Annotated in this window: 13 protein-coding genes; 4 read left to right on the top strand and 9 right to left on the bottom strand. The window is 29.0% G+C overall.

Annotation, left to right across the window (positions count from 1 at the left end; translation table 11 throughout):
• Position 1 precedes the first annotated feature (1 nt).
• From VJY38_RS06110 to VJY38_RS06100, 3 genes are read left to right on the top strand one after another with little or no spacing between them, the layout of a single operon-like run.
• Positions 2 to 1,252 (top strand): type II secretion system protein GspD, encoded by a 1,251-nt coding sequence (locus tag VJY38_RS06110; RefSeq protein WP_353679790.1) that lies wholly within the window; start codon positions 2 to 4, stop codon positions 1,250 to 1,252.
• 51 nt (positions 1,253 to 1,303) lie between these two features.
• On the top strand, positions 1,304 to 4,822 hold the full coding sequence (locus tag VJY38_RS06105; RefSeq protein WP_353679789.1) for a response regulator: 3,519 nt from the start codon (positions 1,304 to 1,306) through the stop codon (positions 4,820 to 4,822).
• 2 nt (positions 4,823 to 4,824) lie between these two features.
• Positions 4,825 to 5,505: a response regulator transcription factor gene (locus VJY38_RS06100; protein ID WP_353679788.1), complete on the top strand. Its 681-nt coding sequence runs from the start codon at positions 4,825 to 4,827 to the stop codon at positions 5,503 to 5,505.
• 41 nt (positions 5,506 to 5,546) lie between these two features.
• Here the strand turns inward: VJY38_RS06100 and menE are convergent, their stop codons facing one another.
• From menE to VJY38_RS06065, 7 genes are read right to left on the bottom strand one after another with little or no spacing between them, the layout of a single operon-like run.
• Positions 5,547 to 7,010 (bottom strand): o-succinylbenzoate--CoA ligase, encoded by a 1,464-nt coding sequence (menE, locus tag VJY38_RS06095; RefSeq protein ID WP_353679787.1) that lies wholly within the window; start codon positions 7,008 to 7,010, stop codon positions 5,547 to 5,549.
• Between the two features lie 2 nt (positions 7,011 to 7,012).
• Positions 7,013 to 8,065, bottom strand: coding sequence for an o-succinylbenzoate synthase (menC, locus tag VJY38_RS06090; RefSeq protein WP_353679786.1), 1,053 nt, complete (start codon positions 8,063 to 8,065; stop codon positions 7,013 to 7,015).
• The gene (locus VJY38_RS06085; protein ID WP_353679785.1) at positions 8,062 to 8,961 is read right to left on the bottom strand and encodes a 1,4-dihydroxy-2-naphthoate polyprenyltransferase; all 900 of its coding nucleotides are present in this window, start codon (positions 8,959 to 8,961) and stop codon (positions 8,062 to 8,064) included. The genes menC and VJY38_RS06085 overlap by 4 nt, the downstream gene beginning before the upstream one ends.
• A 16-nt stretch (positions 8,962 to 8,977) precedes the next feature.
• Positions 8,978 to 9,811, bottom strand: a complete 834-nt coding sequence (menB, locus tag VJY38_RS06080; RefSeq protein ID WP_353679784.1) for a 1,4-dihydroxy-2-naphthoyl-CoA synthase — start codon at positions 9,809 to 9,811, stop codon at positions 8,978 to 8,980.
• Positions 9,792 to 10,640, bottom strand: coding sequence for a 2-succinyl-6-hydroxy-2,4-cyclohexadiene-1-carboxylate synthase (gene menH / locus VJY38_RS06075; protein ID WP_353679783.1), 849 nt, complete (start codon positions 10,638 to 10,640; stop codon positions 9,792 to 9,794). The genes menB and menH overlap by 20 nt, the downstream gene beginning before the upstream one ends.
• Entirely contained in the window at positions 10,615 to 12,399 is a 1,785-nt protein-coding gene (gene menD / locus VJY38_RS06070; RefSeq protein WP_353679782.1) for a 2-succinyl-5-enolpyruvyl-6-hydroxy-3-cyclohexene-1-carboxylic-acid synthase, read from the bottom strand. Before menD ends, menH begins: the two co-directional genes overlap by 26 nt.
• The gene (locus tag VJY38_RS06065) at positions 12,396 to 13,745 is read right to left on the bottom strand and encodes an isochorismate synthase (RefSeq protein WP_353679781.1); all 1,350 of its coding nucleotides are present in this window, start codon (positions 13,743 to 13,745) and stop codon (positions 12,396 to 12,398) included. Before VJY38_RS06065 ends, menD begins: the two co-directional genes overlap by 4 nt.
• Before the next feature lie 179 nt (positions 13,746 to 13,924).
• Between VJY38_RS06065 and VJY38_RS06060 the strand changes: the two genes are divergently transcribed.
• Positions 13,925 to 14,356 carry a MarR family winged helix-turn-helix transcriptional regulator gene (locus tag VJY38_RS06060; protein ID WP_353679780.1) on the top strand — a complete coding sequence of 144 codons (432 nt, stop codon included), beginning with the start codon at positions 13,925 to 13,927 and terminating at the stop codon, positions 14,354 to 14,356.
• On the opposite strand, the gene prmA is transcribed toward VJY38_RS06060, so the two are convergent.
• Positions 14,353 to 15,204: a 50S ribosomal protein L11 methyltransferase gene (gene prmA / locus VJY38_RS06055; protein ID WP_353679779.1), complete on the bottom strand. Its 852-nt coding sequence runs from the start codon at positions 15,202 to 15,204 to the stop codon at positions 14,353 to 14,355. The two genes, VJY38_RS06060 and prmA, sit on opposite strands and share 4 nt — an antisense overlap.
• Before the next feature lie 40 nt (positions 15,205 to 15,244).
• Positions 15,245 to 16,672, bottom strand: a complete 1,428-nt coding sequence (dacB, locus tag VJY38_RS06050) for a D-alanyl-D-alanine carboxypeptidase/D-alanyl-D-alanine endopeptidase (protein WP_353679778.1) — start codon at positions 16,670 to 16,672, stop codon at positions 15,245 to 15,247.
• Positions 16,673 to 16,721: the final 49 nt, after the last annotated feature.

Genomic DNA, 16,721 nt, shown 5'->3' with positions numbered 1-16,721 from the left:
AATGAAAAGATCATTTATACTTTTGATATTGCTAATTCAATGCTTGCATTTAAATGCTCAAATAGACCTTCAACAAAAATTGAAAGGATATGTTAATCCAGAAGAACTTGTAACACTTTCAGAAAACATTCCCTTCAATCAAGCAATTGAAGTGCTTAGTGCAGTTAGCCAGAAGGTTAGCGGTAAAAAAATAGTTTCAACTGTGAATTTGACAACTCCAATTGGAGTTGAGTTAGATAAAATTCATTATAAAAAGGCTTTGTTTATCATTGTTCAATATAATAATCTAACATTAGAAGAAACTGAATCAACAATAATTGTAAAGAAAAAAGAAGAACCAAAAGCACAACTTGCAAAAGATGTTTATGCTCCAGTTGACGAACGCGAAGTTCGTATATCTGCTGTTCTATTTGAAGCCAATGTAGCAGAAATGCGTGAACGCGGTATAAACTGGGAATTTTTACTATCACGCAGTGGACTTTCTATAGGTGGAAAATTAGTTACTGTTCAAGAGCAAGTTCAACAACAAACTGGAACTACTACTCAAGTTCAACAAAAACCACCAGAATTTAGTGTAGAAACTCAATCCGAATTTTCTATGGGCAAATTTGATGGTTCTGCTACTTCTCTATTTAGATTTTTTGAATCACAAAATCTTGGTAAAATTATATCAAGACCAACAATAAGTACTGTTAATGGAGTTAAAGGAAGAACACAGGTTGGTTCGGATATTTCAATCAAAGAAAGAGATTTCGCTGGAAATTTAATTGATAGATTTTATTCAACAGGAACAATCATAGAAGTAACTCCATACATCTATACAGAAGAAGGAATTGATTATGTTTATATGAAGCTTAAAGTAGAAAGAAGCTCTGCAATACCCGGAACAATTACTACTGAAATTAGAAAAACTGCAGCCGAAACAAATGTTCTTTTGCTTGACGGTGAAGAAACTGCTATCGGTGGCTTATTCCTTAACGAAGAAAGCGTTGATAGACGTGGTGTTCCAATTCTTAAAGATTTGCCCTGGTGGGTTTTTGGATTAAAATATATCTTTGGTTACGACCAAAAAACTGTAACAACTAAAGAAATCATTATACTGATTAAAGCAGAAATTCTACCACCACTTAAAGAAAGAATCTCAACAAAAAGAGAACGTGGTGTTTTGAAAGATGAATTATTAAAAAATAAAGAAGCAATGGAAAACTATAAACAGGAATCTAATATAAAAAGTGATGACCCTAAAAAATAATTTAATTGTTTTTGTAGAATTATAAAGCTTTTAGCATGAATTTAAGAAAATATGAAACTGAATGCGAAACTAATATTATTTGCTTTTGTCATTGTTGTAATTACATCAACAGCTTCGGCTATAATATATTATTCACTTACCAATAGATTATTACAAAGATATCAATCACAATCAATCTTAACCTCTACAAACGATTTTATTTTTGCTTTCCAGAATTCAGTTGAACAAATTCAATACGACTTCAGAAAAATATTACCAAACTTAACAGATACTAAAAATATAAATCTCGATTCAACCAGTATCGATTTCATTTTTACACTTGAAAACGATTCTTTAATTAATGTTAATAACCTGTTCAAAAACAAAAACTCGAATTTGAATATAGCTACTCGATCATTTAAAAAATTTTTTGTTGATAATCCAAATGTAATGTTATTCTATACACCATATAAAAATGATATTCTTTATTATGGTAAAGCTATTAATTATGACTTCTTGAATAAAATTGCAGAAAAAACAAGAGTTGATATTGCACTTGTAATTAATAATGAGCTCTATGAATTTTCAAATTCAGATAAAAATAAAATATTAATTCCAGTAATTAATAAATCGATACAAAACCTAAAATTTAAGAATAGTTACGATCTTTATTATGACCAGCTTGAAAGTGCTGATTATTATGCAGCTCTTTATACACCAAAACAAATACTTACACCCGGCGGGAAGTTTAATTTTATAATCTTTTCTTCTTATGAAGAAGCAGCAAGTTTTAGATTGGTTTTAAGAAATGTAATTATTCTAATAGTTATAGCAATTTCTACGCTTACATTTTTATTTGTTCTGGTGTTTACATATAAGTTCAGAAAACAAATTACACTTTTAAGCGAAGCCACCGAAATTACAGCCAGAGGCAATTTAAACCATCGTGTAACTGTAATTATAAAAGATGAAATTGGCAAACTTGGTCATGCATTTAATAGAATGCTTGATGTTATTCAGAAGAAAGAAGAACTGGAACAACAATACATTGATTTTATTAAGCTTGTTAATCAAAATCCTACACTTAAAGAAGTTTCGGAAGCAGCACTCGAAAAAATTATAAATGCAACAAAATGTTCTTTTGGTTTGCTATATGTACTGGAAAATAAAAAATTAAGATTGATATCGTCATATGGTATAAATAGAGAAACAGTTGAATCGAGAAATTTCTCTGAAATTTATTCTAATGTAATTGATAAAAAAGAAACTCGAGAATTTATATTTAATGAAAACTTTCCAGAAATAAATACTGGATTAACATCAATTAAATTAAAATACTTATTGATTTATCCAATACTTTATAACAAAGAAACAATAGCTCTGCTCGAGCTTGCATCAACTAATATACCGGATGCAGAAGTAAAAAGTTATCTTGATAATGTGCATGAACATTTTGCAATTGGCTTGGTTAATGCAATGTCGCTCGAACAACTCGAAAATTATATTACAGAATTAAGAAAATTAAATGATGAGTATCAAAAACAGAATACTCAAATCACTATACAGAATGAAGAATTAAAAGAACTTCATAAACAATTAAAAGAAAAAGCTGATGAACTTGAAAAACAAAAACAAAAAGCCATTGAGCTCACAAAAGTAAAATCTCAATTTCTTGCAAGCATGTCACATGAATTGCGAACGCCGTTAATTTCAATTATTGGATTATCTGAATTGCTATTAAAAGAATTTCGGCATAATCAAAACCTTTATGAAAGATTGAATATTATCTATAGAAATGGTAAAAAACTATTGAAGCTTATTACAAATATACTTGAGTTTTCACGGATTGAATCTGGTAAAATTGAAATAAAAAAAGAAAAGTTTTTATTGAATGAATTAATCGATGAGTTGAGACAAAACTTTGAAAGCTCTGCACGGGATAAAAAATTGAAACTTGTTATTGATTTGCCAACAGGAAAAAATATTTTACTGAATACCGATAAAAGCAAACTCGATCATATACTTTCTAACCTTTTAATGAATGCAATTAAGTTTACAGATGCTGGAGAAGTTAGATTATCAGTAGAATTGCTGGATAATCAATCTATTAAATTTACTGTTTCAGATACAGGCATTGGTATTTCTGAAGAAAATAAAGAAATAATTTTTTCGGAATTCAAACAAATCGAAACCGGAAATTCTAAACATTTTGGCGGCACAGGATTAGGTTTAACAATATGCAAAAGATATGTAGAATTACTTGGTAGTCATCTTTCTCTCGAAAGTAAATTAGGTGAAGGAACTAAATTTTCTTTTATATTGAATGACGTTATAGTAGAATTAATTGATGTAGATGAAAGTGAATTTCTCAAGTTAGAAAATAATATAGAAAATAATGAACAGCCTTCCGCTTTGATTATCGGCAGTAACGAAAACGCCAATAAATTGATAAAAGATTATTTAAATACTTATAATTACCAGTTAATTACCAGTGATAATAAAAAGACAAGTCTTGATGTTATTGCTAAACAAAAAATAAACTCTATTATTATTAATTCTGCCATTAATGATTCGGATATCTGGAATTTACTGGCATTGATAAGAAGAAATCCTCTGGCGAATGATGTGCCAATAATATTATGCAATGTAATGGAAAAAGAAAAATTAGGATGGGCACCATGTATTTTTGATTATCAAATAAAACCAGTAAATGATATTACCATTGGCAAATTATTACAACAAATTGAATTGTTTGCCGGTGTGCAAATTGAAAAAATAATTTATGTATCTGGCAATAAAGCTGAATTTGAAATCTTAAAAGATGCAGTTCTACCCAAATTTAATGTAGAGTGGAGAAACACACTTGAATCTGCTATGAGTCTTATTGATTACTCACAATCTCAACTGTATCTAATTGATGTTGAAACATTTAAATCAGATGCACTCTTATTTAGTTCTTTGATTAGACAGAACAAATATACAAGAAATATATTTGTTGTCTTCTTGCTTCCAGATAGTCTTAACGAAGAAGATGTTAAAGAATTAACAAATACATTTAATGCACTTACATTAAGAGAAAAAAATCATCCACTTGATATTTTGAAATTTATTAAAGATAGATTACAAATTGACGATAGTGAAGCAAACAAAAGATTAAATCTTATGATTGAAACATCAATTATTAATAAAAATCCAGTTGAACATTCAGATAATCTGAATAAACCAACAATTATGATTGTAGATGATGACGAAGATACATTATTTACTATTGGTGAAATATTGAAAGAATTGAATTGCAATACAATATATGCTCACAATGGTATGGAATGTTTATTAACATTAAATCATATATTACCCGATTTAATCTTTCTTGATATAATGATGCCAGTAATGGATGGTTTTGAAACAATAAAGAGAATTCGTTCCAGTAGTAGGACAGCTAATCTTCCCGTTATTGCACTTACAGCGTATGCAATGCTCGAAAATAAAGAAGTAATTGAAAAAAATGGTTTTAATGATCTCGTAACGAAACCAGTTGATTCTTCTACAATATTAAATAGAGTTAATAATTTTCTGAAAGTAAAAGTTTAATTATGAAAAAAATATTAGTAATAGACGATTATCCCGATAATGTATTTTTAATTCAGGATAGACTTGAACAGGAAGGCTTTGAAGTAATAAAAGCTTATGATGGTTTAATGGGAATTCAAAAAGCAATAGAAGAAAAACCAGATTTAATACTTCTTGATATTATGATGCCCGGCATTTCTGGTTATGAAGTATGTAAAACTCTTACTACAAGAGAAGAAACAAAGCAAATTCCCATAATTCTTTTAACTGCACTTACAGAAGCAGAAAATTTAAAAGAAGGATTACAGGCAGGTGCATTTGATTATATTAAAAAGCCTTTTAATAAAACTGAATTAATTGCGAGAATTAATTCTGCACTCCGTTTTAGTGAAACAAATAAATTCTTAATTGAAATAGAAAAAATAAAAACATTTGCTGCTACAGTAACCACAGCCAATCATGAAATAAAACAACCTCTTACTTTAATCAATCTCTCAACAGCAGCTATTAGAAGAGAACTTGCAAAAGAAAACTTTTCGAAGGAAGCAATAATTAAAAGAATTGAATTTATTGAGAAAGCTGCAAATGATATTATTAAAGTGCTTGAAAAATTAGGCTCGATTAAAAAACCAGTTATTACTCCATATGTAAACAATTTGCACATTGTAGATCTTGAAGCAGATCTTGGCAACAAGGAAGTTTAAAACCTTTAAACGAAGCTAATTTTTAGCAGGCTATAAATTTGTTAATGAATTGCACCATCAATTGCTTTTATTATTGAGTTTAGTTTTTCTTTATCAACCTTGCCCAATTCTGTTCTTGGTATTTCAGAAACAAAATAAAAATTCTTGGGAATTTTATAATTAGCTATTAATGAACCGAGTTTTGTTTTTATCCCGTCAATATCTATTTTGTATTTAATTACTACTGCTGCAGAGATTGATTGTCCCCAGATTTCATCATTTTCAGAAAACACATATGCATCTTCAACTTCATCTAAATTATTTAGAGCATCTTCAACTTCCCGGGCACTTACATTTTCTCCACCTGTAATAATTATATCATCCTTTCTTGATTCTACATATAAATAACCGTCTTCGTCAATCCATCCATAATCTCCAGTAAGAAAAAATCCATCTATTTCTCTTTTTGTTCCTATAGAAAATAAATATTCTTTAAACAAGGTTTTGCTCTTTACAGCAATTTCCCCTTTTTGATTATGTTTAAGAAATGAACCTGTAGAATCAACAATTTCTATATTCACATTTCTAAGTGGTTTACCTGCAGAATCTGGTTTTAAAATAAAATCTTTGCTGCTTAAAGCTGCAATCATTGAACATGTTTCTGTAGAGCCATATACTTTAATAATATTCCATCCTTCTTTAATTGCCTGTTTACAAAGTGATGCTTCTACGGGTCCACCACCAAGAAAGACATATTTTATGTTTTTATTAGCTTTGAATCTTTCATTAATTAATTTCTTGAGAGTTGTAGAAACAAATGAGATATGAGTTGGTTCGAATTTTTCAATAAAGTATTTAATCTCTTCGTGCTTAATGGAGGAAGGAATTATTAAAGTACTTCCTGAAATAAGTGAGCGACATAAAATCATAAAGCCACCAATGTGATAAAATGGTAACGAAGCCAGCCATCTATCGTTATCATTTAAATTTATGAATGAATTTAGAGAGAATACACTTTCATATATGTTTTCAAATGTATGAACTACTGCTTTCGATTTTCCAGTACTGCCAGATGTAAACATTATTAATGCATCATTCTTTAGATCAAAGTCTTGAATGCACTTTTGATTTATTTGTGATTTTGATTTTAAGGAAGAAAGAGAAATTACTTCAACAAAATTTTTGCTAAACCTGGTTTCTTCTGCAATCAAATATGATAACTTTATGTTTTCTATTTGTTGAGTTAATTCATTCTCTGTTAATCTTGTATTTAATACAACTGGAACAGCACCACAAAACCAGAGTGCATTTATTATAAAAAGAAATTCTTTTGAGTTGTTTAAAAGTACTCCAACTCTATCTTTGTTTTTAATTCCTGATTCTGTAAGACTGCAACAATATTGAACAGCGTACCTGTAATATTCTTTATAGCTTATTTTTTCGGTCTTTGAAATTATTGCAATGGAATCAGGATTGTTTATGCTCTGTGTATATAACCAGTGATTATTTTTTTCTATTAAATTCATATTTATAGATCATATCTTGGAGGAAAGAAGTCTATATTAAAATTTATTCTGCCGTTATTAACTTTGTAAAAATCATCGAAGTTATTTGAAAAAATATCAGCCGCATCCAGACCATGTGCATAAGTGTGTGATGTTAAAGAAGCAAGTAATACCAGTGCACTTTTTCCAATATTACTTTCGAAAGCTGATGATATAATTATGAATTTATTTTTTGATTCGGCATAATTTATTAGATCAATTATATCAAATATAGAGCCGTATATCATTGGTTTGATAATTATGAATTCAATTTTGGAGTTATCGATAATTTGTTTTGCCTGAGCAATATTTGTAATTGATTCATCAAGAGCAATTTTAATTCTTGTATGCTCGATTAATTTCAAGTTATTATCTAAATTAAAGCATGGTTCTTCAATATATTCAATTTCATATTTTTCGAGATTTTCAAGAAAGTTCAGTGCTTCATTAAATTCCCATTTACCATTTGCATCCAATCTTATTTTTATTTTATCACCAAAATTTTTATAAATACTATCCACAAGCGATAAATCATCCTGGATATTATTTCTTCCAACTTTGATTTTGAATGTTTTGTATCCAAGATTAAATTTCTTTTTAATCTCATTTATAATGAAAGCTGATTCATAAATGCCCAAGACAGCATTTACATAAATTTCTTTCTTGAAATTTTTGCCAGAAAGAACGTCTGGTAATTTATTATTTCTTATAAATAAGAGATTTAGAAAAATTTGCTCCAGTGCAAATCGTAGTGGATGCAGTTGTGTAAGTTCTTTAATTTGATTTGAAGCTTCGAAGATATTTTCACTTAATATTATTCTTTTTGAAGTGATTAATTGTAAATTATTTTCGGTTTCTTTTAATGTTTCTACACTGAAATTTTCTAAAGGCGAAGCTTCGCCATAAGAAATGTTTTTAAATTCATCTCTGGCAGAAATAATAAATCCTTCTCTTTTTTTTATAGACGTCGATGAATTTTTGAATTCAGATTTTAAAGGGAATGAGTACTGAAAATATTTTATTTCTTCTAAGATCATAATATTATTCCAGCTGCAAAGAGCAAACCATAAATAATAGAAAACTTTGCAGTAAGTTCTAAGGTTTTATTTAGTTCTTTCCCTTTAAGTGTATAAATCATTTTAATTAATTTAATTGATAATGGTATAGAAAGTAGTGGAAGGAAAATAATAAGATTTTTTTTATACAGGAAGTAGACAATAAATAGAATTAAATATGACACTACTACAAAGAATAAATATTGTAATCTTGTTAGTTTTTCTCCGATGATAACTGCAAGTGTATTTTTGTTACTTAATTTATCTTCTTCTATATCCCTGTAATTATTAACAACAAGGATATTGGTTATTAAAGCACCAACAGGAATTGAAGCCCAGAATGCTAATGGTTCAAATTCGTGTGCCTGGACATAATATGTTCCAATTGTTCCAGCAAAACCAAAAAAGATAAACACAGCTAAATCTCCCAGTGCATGATAAGCAAGCGGGAAAGGTCCAGCTGTGTAAGCAATTGCAGTAATGATTGAAAGAACTCCAATTAGAAAAATAAACCATCCACCAAGATACACAAGATACAAACCAAGCAGAAAGCTTAAGCCAAAAGTTATAATTATTCCAGTTTTCATTTCATCAATTGAGATTAAACCAGAAGCCACTACTCTTTGTGGCCCTGTTCTTTCTTTTTTGTCTGCACCATGAAGATAATCAAAAAGGTCGTTTGTAAAATTAGCTCCAATTTGGAATAACAATGAACAAAGTAGAGCTATTAATGCTGCAATGAAATGAAATTTATCATAATAAATAGCGATGGATGTTCCTACTATTACAGGATTTAAAGCAGCTGGTAAAGTTTTTGGTCGAGCTGCAAGAATCCAATTATAAATTTTTCTTCTTAAATCAATTATTGTGATATCCATTTTATAAAATTCTTTATTATGGTACTCTTGGAAATTTTGAAAAATCTGGTTTCCTTTTTTCGAGATAAGCATTTTTTCCTTCCTGAGCTTCTTCGGTCATATAATAAAGTAAAGTTGCATTTCCTGCTAATTCCTGAATTCCAGCCTGACCATCTAATTCAGCATTAAATGCAGATTTGAGTAAACGAATTGCAAGAGGACTTTTTTCCAGAATTTCTTTTGCCCACTTTATACCTTCTTCTTCAAGTTGTTCAACCGGAACAACTTTATTCACTAAGCCCATTTCAAGAGCTTCCTGAGCATTATATTGGCGGCATAGATACCAGATTTCGCGAGCTTTTTTCTGACCAACAATTCTTGCAAGATAACTTGCACCAAATCCGCCATCAAAGCTTCCCACTTTAGGTCCAGTTTGACCAAATATTGCATTATCGGCTGCTATTGTTAAATCACAAACAACATGCAATACATGACCTCCCCCAATTGCATATCCGGCTACTAAAGCAATAACTGGTTTGGGGATACTTCTTATTTGTTTTTGAACATCAAGAATATTTAATCTTGGGATACCATCTTTACCAACATAACCTTTATCACCACGAATTGATTGATCGCCACCAGAACAGAATGCATATTTACCATCTTTAGCTGGTCCTTTTCCGGTTAACAAGATTACTCCAATATTTGTATCTTCTCGTGCATCATTAAAAGCATCGTATAATTCCGAAACTGTTTCTGGACGGAAAGCATTTCTTTTTTCTGGTCGATTAATAGTTATTTTTGCTATTCCATCCATCTTTTCGTAAATAATATCCTGATATTCTTTTGCTTTAATCCAATTGTAATTCATACTGTTTCCTTTTTTTATTGTTTAAGAAGTCCAGAACAAATTTAATAAAAACATCAGGTTTTTCTAAGTGAACATTGTGACCACAACTTTCTGCGATTTTATGTTCTGCATTCTTTAATTTTTCTTTCATTCTTTTTGAAATCGAAGTATACTTTTCATCTAAACTTCCAGTAATTAGAAGAACTGGAAATTCAAGTTGATTTATTTTATCCCAGTAACTGGGCATTAAACCAGTACTAAATCCCATTAATAAATTTGATAGACCGATTACACTATTTTTATATTTTTTTTTCTTAATCAATTCATATTCTGGAATTTCTTTTTGTGTTTTGAATAATGGGTTATTCATCCAGTAATCAATAAAACTCTCAATTCCTTCTTCACGTATTTTTTCTGCAAGTAAGAAATCTGAAATTACTCTTTCTTTTTTTATGGTTATGTCTTCAATTCCAGCAGTTGTACTTTCGAAGATAGATGCAATAATTTTTTGGGGATAATGTAGGCAATAAGATAAAGCAGCTCTTCCCCCCATTGAATATCCACAGAGAATTAATTTATGAATTTTTAGAGATTCAAAAATATAATTAAGTTGATTAACTATAGCTCTACAGGTATAATAATTGGGATCATCTGGCGAGTCGGTTAAACCATGACCAATTAAATCAATTGCGATGGGATAATATTCTGAAGGAAGTTTATCGAAAATGAATAACCAATCTTCTGCACATCCAGTAAAACCGTGAAGAAAAATTATAGGTGTTTTTTCTTCTTTATAATTTTTTTCATCAATCAGAATATTAAATTCAATTTGATCTACTTTTATTTTCATTCAGATACAAATCAATTGCTGAAGTAATTGAACGCCAGATTTTTTCGCGAATTAATTTTGATTCTTTTGCATTTGTTCTAATTTCAAGAACTGATAACTTTCTACTTTTTAATGATTCATCAAGTTTCATTTTAAATTCATTAAAATTACTAATTAGATAATGTTTGCCCCCATAAGCTTCTACAAATTTTGAAAAGTCAATATCTAATGGAGTTACAAAATTTTGAATATATGTTTTTCCATATCTTGATATTGGTAGAGATTCAAAAATTCCCCCACCATTATTGTTTATTAAAACTATTGTCAAAGGAATATTAAATTTAATTGCATTGTGTAGTCCATTCATATCGTGATAAAAAGCTAAATCGCCAGTAACAAGTACAGTTGGTTCTTTTGATAGTTTTGCAATTCCAAGTGCAGTTGAGTTTATTCCATCAATTCCACTTGCCCCACGATTACTAAAAATGTTTATTTGTTTGTTGGTACAGGAAACAAAAAAATCGGCATCCCTTATTGGTAAACTATTTGAAATCATTAAATTGGATTTCGAAGGAAGAAGATTGTATAATTCATAAATAATCTTTCCTTCAAAATTAATTTCTTCTTTTTGAAATTCTCTACGTTTAATTGTTTCTGCTATTTCATTTAGTTTGATGTTTTTTTCAAACCAATCCTGTCTTCTGGTTAATTTTTGTAGATTTATTTTTTCTAAAATGAGTTGACAAAATTCTTCTGGTTTGATCTTTAAAATTGTTCTGGCTGTTAATGATGGATCGTTTTTATCACCAAATTCGTTAACAATAATTTTTTCTGCTTTTGATTCTTTAAAGAAGTTTTGAACAATATTTGAAGTTGGAGTTCCACCAAATTGAATTATTATTTCAGGGTCAAATTCTTTTTTGTAGTTTTTTGATCTTATTAATGATGTAAAATTTTCTATTACATTTTTTTGTGAGTGGTTACAACATCTTAAACCAGAAGAAGCATCTGCAAATACTGGATATTTTAATTTACTGGATAATCTGGCACAAAGATTTGAAAATTGATTATCGTAGTTATTGTATCCGACAATTATTAATCCTTTTTCAAAGTGAGTTAGTTTTTTTAATACCTTATCAATCGATGTTGTTTCTTTTCTTTCTTTAAAATCGATTTTATTAAAAAGGCTGTAAATTTTATTAATGTAATTGACATCAATTTTTTCTGTGTATGTATCTGGCTCGAATGGTTTTTCAAATTGAAAATTAAGATGGATGGGACCCACATTTTCTATCAATGCAATATTTAATGCGGTATCAGTTTTTTTAATTAAGGATGATAAACTTTTTAGATTGACATCGGGTAAACCAACATCTGCAAAATATCTTATGTGGTTTCTAAAAATATTATCCTGATTTATTGTTTGATTTGCACCTGTATTTCTTAAGTAATGTGGTCTATCTGCAGTGCAAACAATTAGTGGAATTCTTTGATAAAATGCTTCGATGATTGCTGGATAAAGTTCGGCTACTGCAGTACCAGAAGTAGTTACTATTGCAACAGGAGATTTTGATTTTTTTGCAAGTCCAAGAGCAAAAAAAGCAGACGAACGTTCATCAACTATTTGAAACAACTTTATAGATTTATTTTGTGAGAATGCTAAAGTAAGAGGAGTACTTCTTGAACCTGGTGATATACAGGCATATTTTACTCCATATTCGATTAATCTATTTACAAATAAATCACACCAGATAGTATTTCTATTAACTGATATTTTCATATTTGATTTAGTTTAAATATTGACATCAATGTTTTGAACTTTAGTTCAGTTTCTTCGAATTCATTTTTAATTTCTGATTCTTCAACTATTCCGCTCCCGGCAAATAAATATAATGATGAATTTTTAATAAGAGCGGAGCGGATGCTCACAAAAAATTCACCATTTCCATTTAGATTAAACCATCCCATCACTCCAGCATATAAACCTCTGTCGAAGTTTTCAAGTTGTTCAATTGTTTTTAATGCTTTTACTTTTGGTAAACCACAAATTGCAGGTGTTGGAAAGATATTTTTAATTAACTCAATAATTGAAATATTTTTTCTAACTTTTGCTTTGATGGGTGTCCATAAATGCTGGATGTTTTTCAGTTTTCTAATTTTTGTTTTATCATAAGTTACACTGGTTGAGTATTCTGATAATTTATGAATTAAATAATTTACCACACTATTATGCTCGTTGATATTTTTTTTGTCATTTAATAATTGATTTGCCAGTAGATCATCTTCGTTGTGATTTGTTCCTCTTCTAATTGAACCAGCCAGTGCATCTGTTTCAAATTTGTTATTTGAAAATTTTCCAAGTAATTCAGGAGAAGCTCCTAAAAAAATAGAATCGTTATTTTTCCAGCAAAAAACATAACACTCCGAATTTTCTTTCTTTAATTTTTCTATTAGTTCTTTCAGGTTAATGTTAGTTTTAAGCGGTCTCTTTTTTAATCTTGCTAAAACTACTTTATAAAGTTCTCCACTTTCAATCTTTTTAAAAGCAGTCGAAACCATTTTTTCCCATTGATTAAACGTGGTGCTCTTTAGGAAAACTTCGTTTAAAGATTCTGTTATATTTTTTTGTGGTCTGAATATAGTCTTTAGCTTTTTGTTAAGAGTTTCGGTATTAATAACATCATCAAACATAAAATTAAATGCAAAGAAATATCTATTCTTGTATGTGATAAAAGAAATTTCAGGCACATACCAGATTTCAGTGGGAAAGTCATTCCAAAGATTGGATTTTTCTTTTATCGGGAATTTTATTCCTCCAACAAATAATGGATAGAAATTAAACTTGTTTTTTTTAAAATTATGAATGTGTTGTATGTGCAATTTGTTAGTACGACTGAATTTTTTATTATAATTAAAGATATTTCCAAGTGCTATAAAAGAGCAATTTTTTTCTGGTAAGTTTAATAAAAAAAAGTTTGTATTATTCAGAATAGAATTATAATATTTATAGTAAGTAATCTTGTTAATTTCCTGAATATAGCTGCAAATATGAATTGCATTCACAGGTTTAGAAATTTTTTGTAATTTAAAAATAAATGTTGTAAAACTTTTATTATTAACTTTCAATTTAAATGTTCTTTTAATATTTTTATTTGCAGATGCAAAATAATAAAAAGACTCGAAACAACTTTTTCTATATAGTTTTAATTCTATAGATTTATAATTGAAGAACAAATTATTTAGCAGGTTAGATTTTTTATATGAGGGCTGGGGAAGTTAATTAGTAACTAAAAAGGAAGGAGAAAATGGCAATGCAACAAGAAAAAGGGGAAGCAGCACTCCAACTTATGGAAAAAGTTACAAAAGCAGGGGATAAGTTCAGAAAACTTCAAGCTAAGTATATGTTTGAGCAAAAACTTACAGCTCCTCAATTTGGGGTGTTGGAGATTCTTTACAGAATGGGCCCTTTACCACTAAAAAAAATTAGTGAAGAGATGCTTGTTACAGGGGCTAATATAACCTGTGTTGTTGATAATCTTGAAAAAGAAGGACTGGTAAAAAGAGTACACTCTAAAGAAGACAGACGAGTAATTCTTGGTGAACTAACACCTGCTGGTAAAGCTAAACTTGATCAAATTATGCCTCAATATATTGAAAAAGTTATTTCGGTTACTTCGTCTTTGACAGAAAGTGAGCAAAAGCAACTTATATCTTTATTAGAGAAATTAGCTTTTTAATTTTGTAGCTTAAATGATAGGCAGATCCATTCGTCCATTTGCATTTTTGCGATTTGATCGAAGCCTAATGAATTATATTTTTTGACAATATCAATCTCATCAGAAATTAGAAGACCGGATAATATTACAATTCCGGTCTTTTTTATTTTCTTTTTAATTTCCTCTGCTATTTCAAGCAATATGTTTTTGTTAATATTTGCAACAATCACATCAAAGTCTTTTTCTTCTATTTGATGAATTTCAGACAAACGGATTTCAACTTTATCTTCAACTTTATTCATTTTTATATTTTCATTGCCATTAAGAAAACACCATTCATCATTATCGATTCCAATTGCTCTTTGTGCACCAAGAAATACAGATGCAATTGCAAGAATACCTGTCCCTGTTCCAACATCTAAAACAAAGTCATCTTTTTTTATATATTGTTCTAAAAATCTTAAAACCATTTTTGTAGTTTGATGTTCACCTGTTCCAAAAGACATTTTTGGATCGATTATTATAACTATTTGATTTTCTTTGGGTTGATATTCTTTAAAAGATGGTTTAATTACAATTCTATCAGAAACTTCTATTACATTTACTCTTTTTTCATATTCTTCATTCCAGTTTTTATCTTCAAGTATATCTTCGCTTATCTGATAAGATTCAATTAAATTATTTTTTTTAGCTTCTTCGAGTATTTCTTTTATTTCTTTCAATGAAATATTTTTTGTTTCATCAATAAAGATGATTAATTCATTCTCGGTTTCATTTATACCATTTAAATCTAATTGCCACAATAAGCCACTTATAATCTCAAAGTTTTTTGGAATTGTGGTAATGGTAAATTGTTTGAAGTTTTTCATTTGTATTACTCATTAATTATAAAATAGTAGTTTATTGAGCTTAATTACGTTGATAAATTAATTCACAAATTTTATCCTGAATATCTCTTGCTTTTTTTGCAGGAGTAGTAAAATTCTGCATCATTATACAAAATGCAATAAGATGATTATTTTTATTAAACATATAACCAGCAAGATTACTTACTCCACTTAAAGTTCCAGTCTTGGCTCTTACTTTTTTGTATGCTTTGTTGTTAAGCATTCTGTTTTTTAATGTACCATCGTAACCAGAAATTGGAAAAGTGTTATAAAGTTTTATGAATAAGTCTTCTTTTTCATAATAGAAATATTTTAGTATGGAAGTAATTAGTTCTGCAGTAACCAGATTATAGAACGATAAACCAGATCCATCTACAATTTTAAAATTCTTTGGGTCGAAACCTGCAATTGTTATCAAGCTATCAATTAATTTTATTCCCCTTTTTGCCGAAGCTGGTTTACCATAATATTCCAATGCAAGTGTTCGTAAAATTAGTTCAGCACCTAAGTTATAGCTCTCTTTATTAGTTTTAAGTAATACTGTATCGATATTTCTTTCAAAAGAAAAGATTTCATCGGCATTATTCGGGACACTTTTAAATTCGATATTACCATTAATGATAATTTTGTTTTCAATTAATCTTTCTTTGAGCAAAGTCATAAAATACAATGCAGGCTTTGCGACACTGAATTTTAATGTATCTGCATTTAGTAAAAAAGGAATATTTCCACTGGCTATAATTTTATCTTGTTTATTTAGCCAGTCACGTGTAATAGAAAATGTAGAAATAGTATCTTTTACGGTTGTAGAGTTATTAATTATATCAAAATAATTTGTTTGGGGGATAATATTAATGATTGCTGGTTCGCCTATGTTTGATGGTTTATAAATTACGTTGAAACTATTTTCGTTTATCGAGAGTGCAGATATGTATGAAGCAAAAGGATATGGGTCATCGTCCCACATCCAGCCTTCGCCCCAGTATAGAGAATCCATTATTGAAATATCACCGCACAGGTTTCCACGTATTTCTTTTATGCCTAATTTTTTTATTTCTTTAACCAGAGAGTCTAAATCATTCAGTGAAAAAAGTGGATCAAATCCTCCAGCTACATATAAATTACCATTACATACTGAATCTTCAATCTCTCCATCGTAATAAATTTTGGTTTGGAATTTATAATCATTTAGGAAAAGTAGAGCAGCACCTGTAGTTAAAATTTTTTGTAAAGAAGCTGGACGCAATAGCAACTTTTCGTTTTTTGAATAGAGTTTTTTGTTTGCGTTTAAATCATAAATATCAATTGCTATTTGGGTAGAATTAAAAAATTCATCTGCAAATAAACTATCAAGAGAATTAGAGAGAGAATTTGTATCTAATTGTGAATAAGAAGATTTGAATAGTGATAAGAATATTATAAAACAAAGGATGAAAATTTTATTATTCATTATAATTTTTCAGGTAAAATGGCAAAGATGAATATATTAAATAAAATAC

This window comes from Rosettibacter firmus, from assembly GCF_036860695.1.
GTDB lineage: Bacteria > Bacteroidota > Ignavibacteria > Ignavibacteriales > Melioribacteraceae > Rosettibacter > Rosettibacter firmus.
This window is presented reverse-complemented; position numbering and strand designations above follow the sequence as displayed.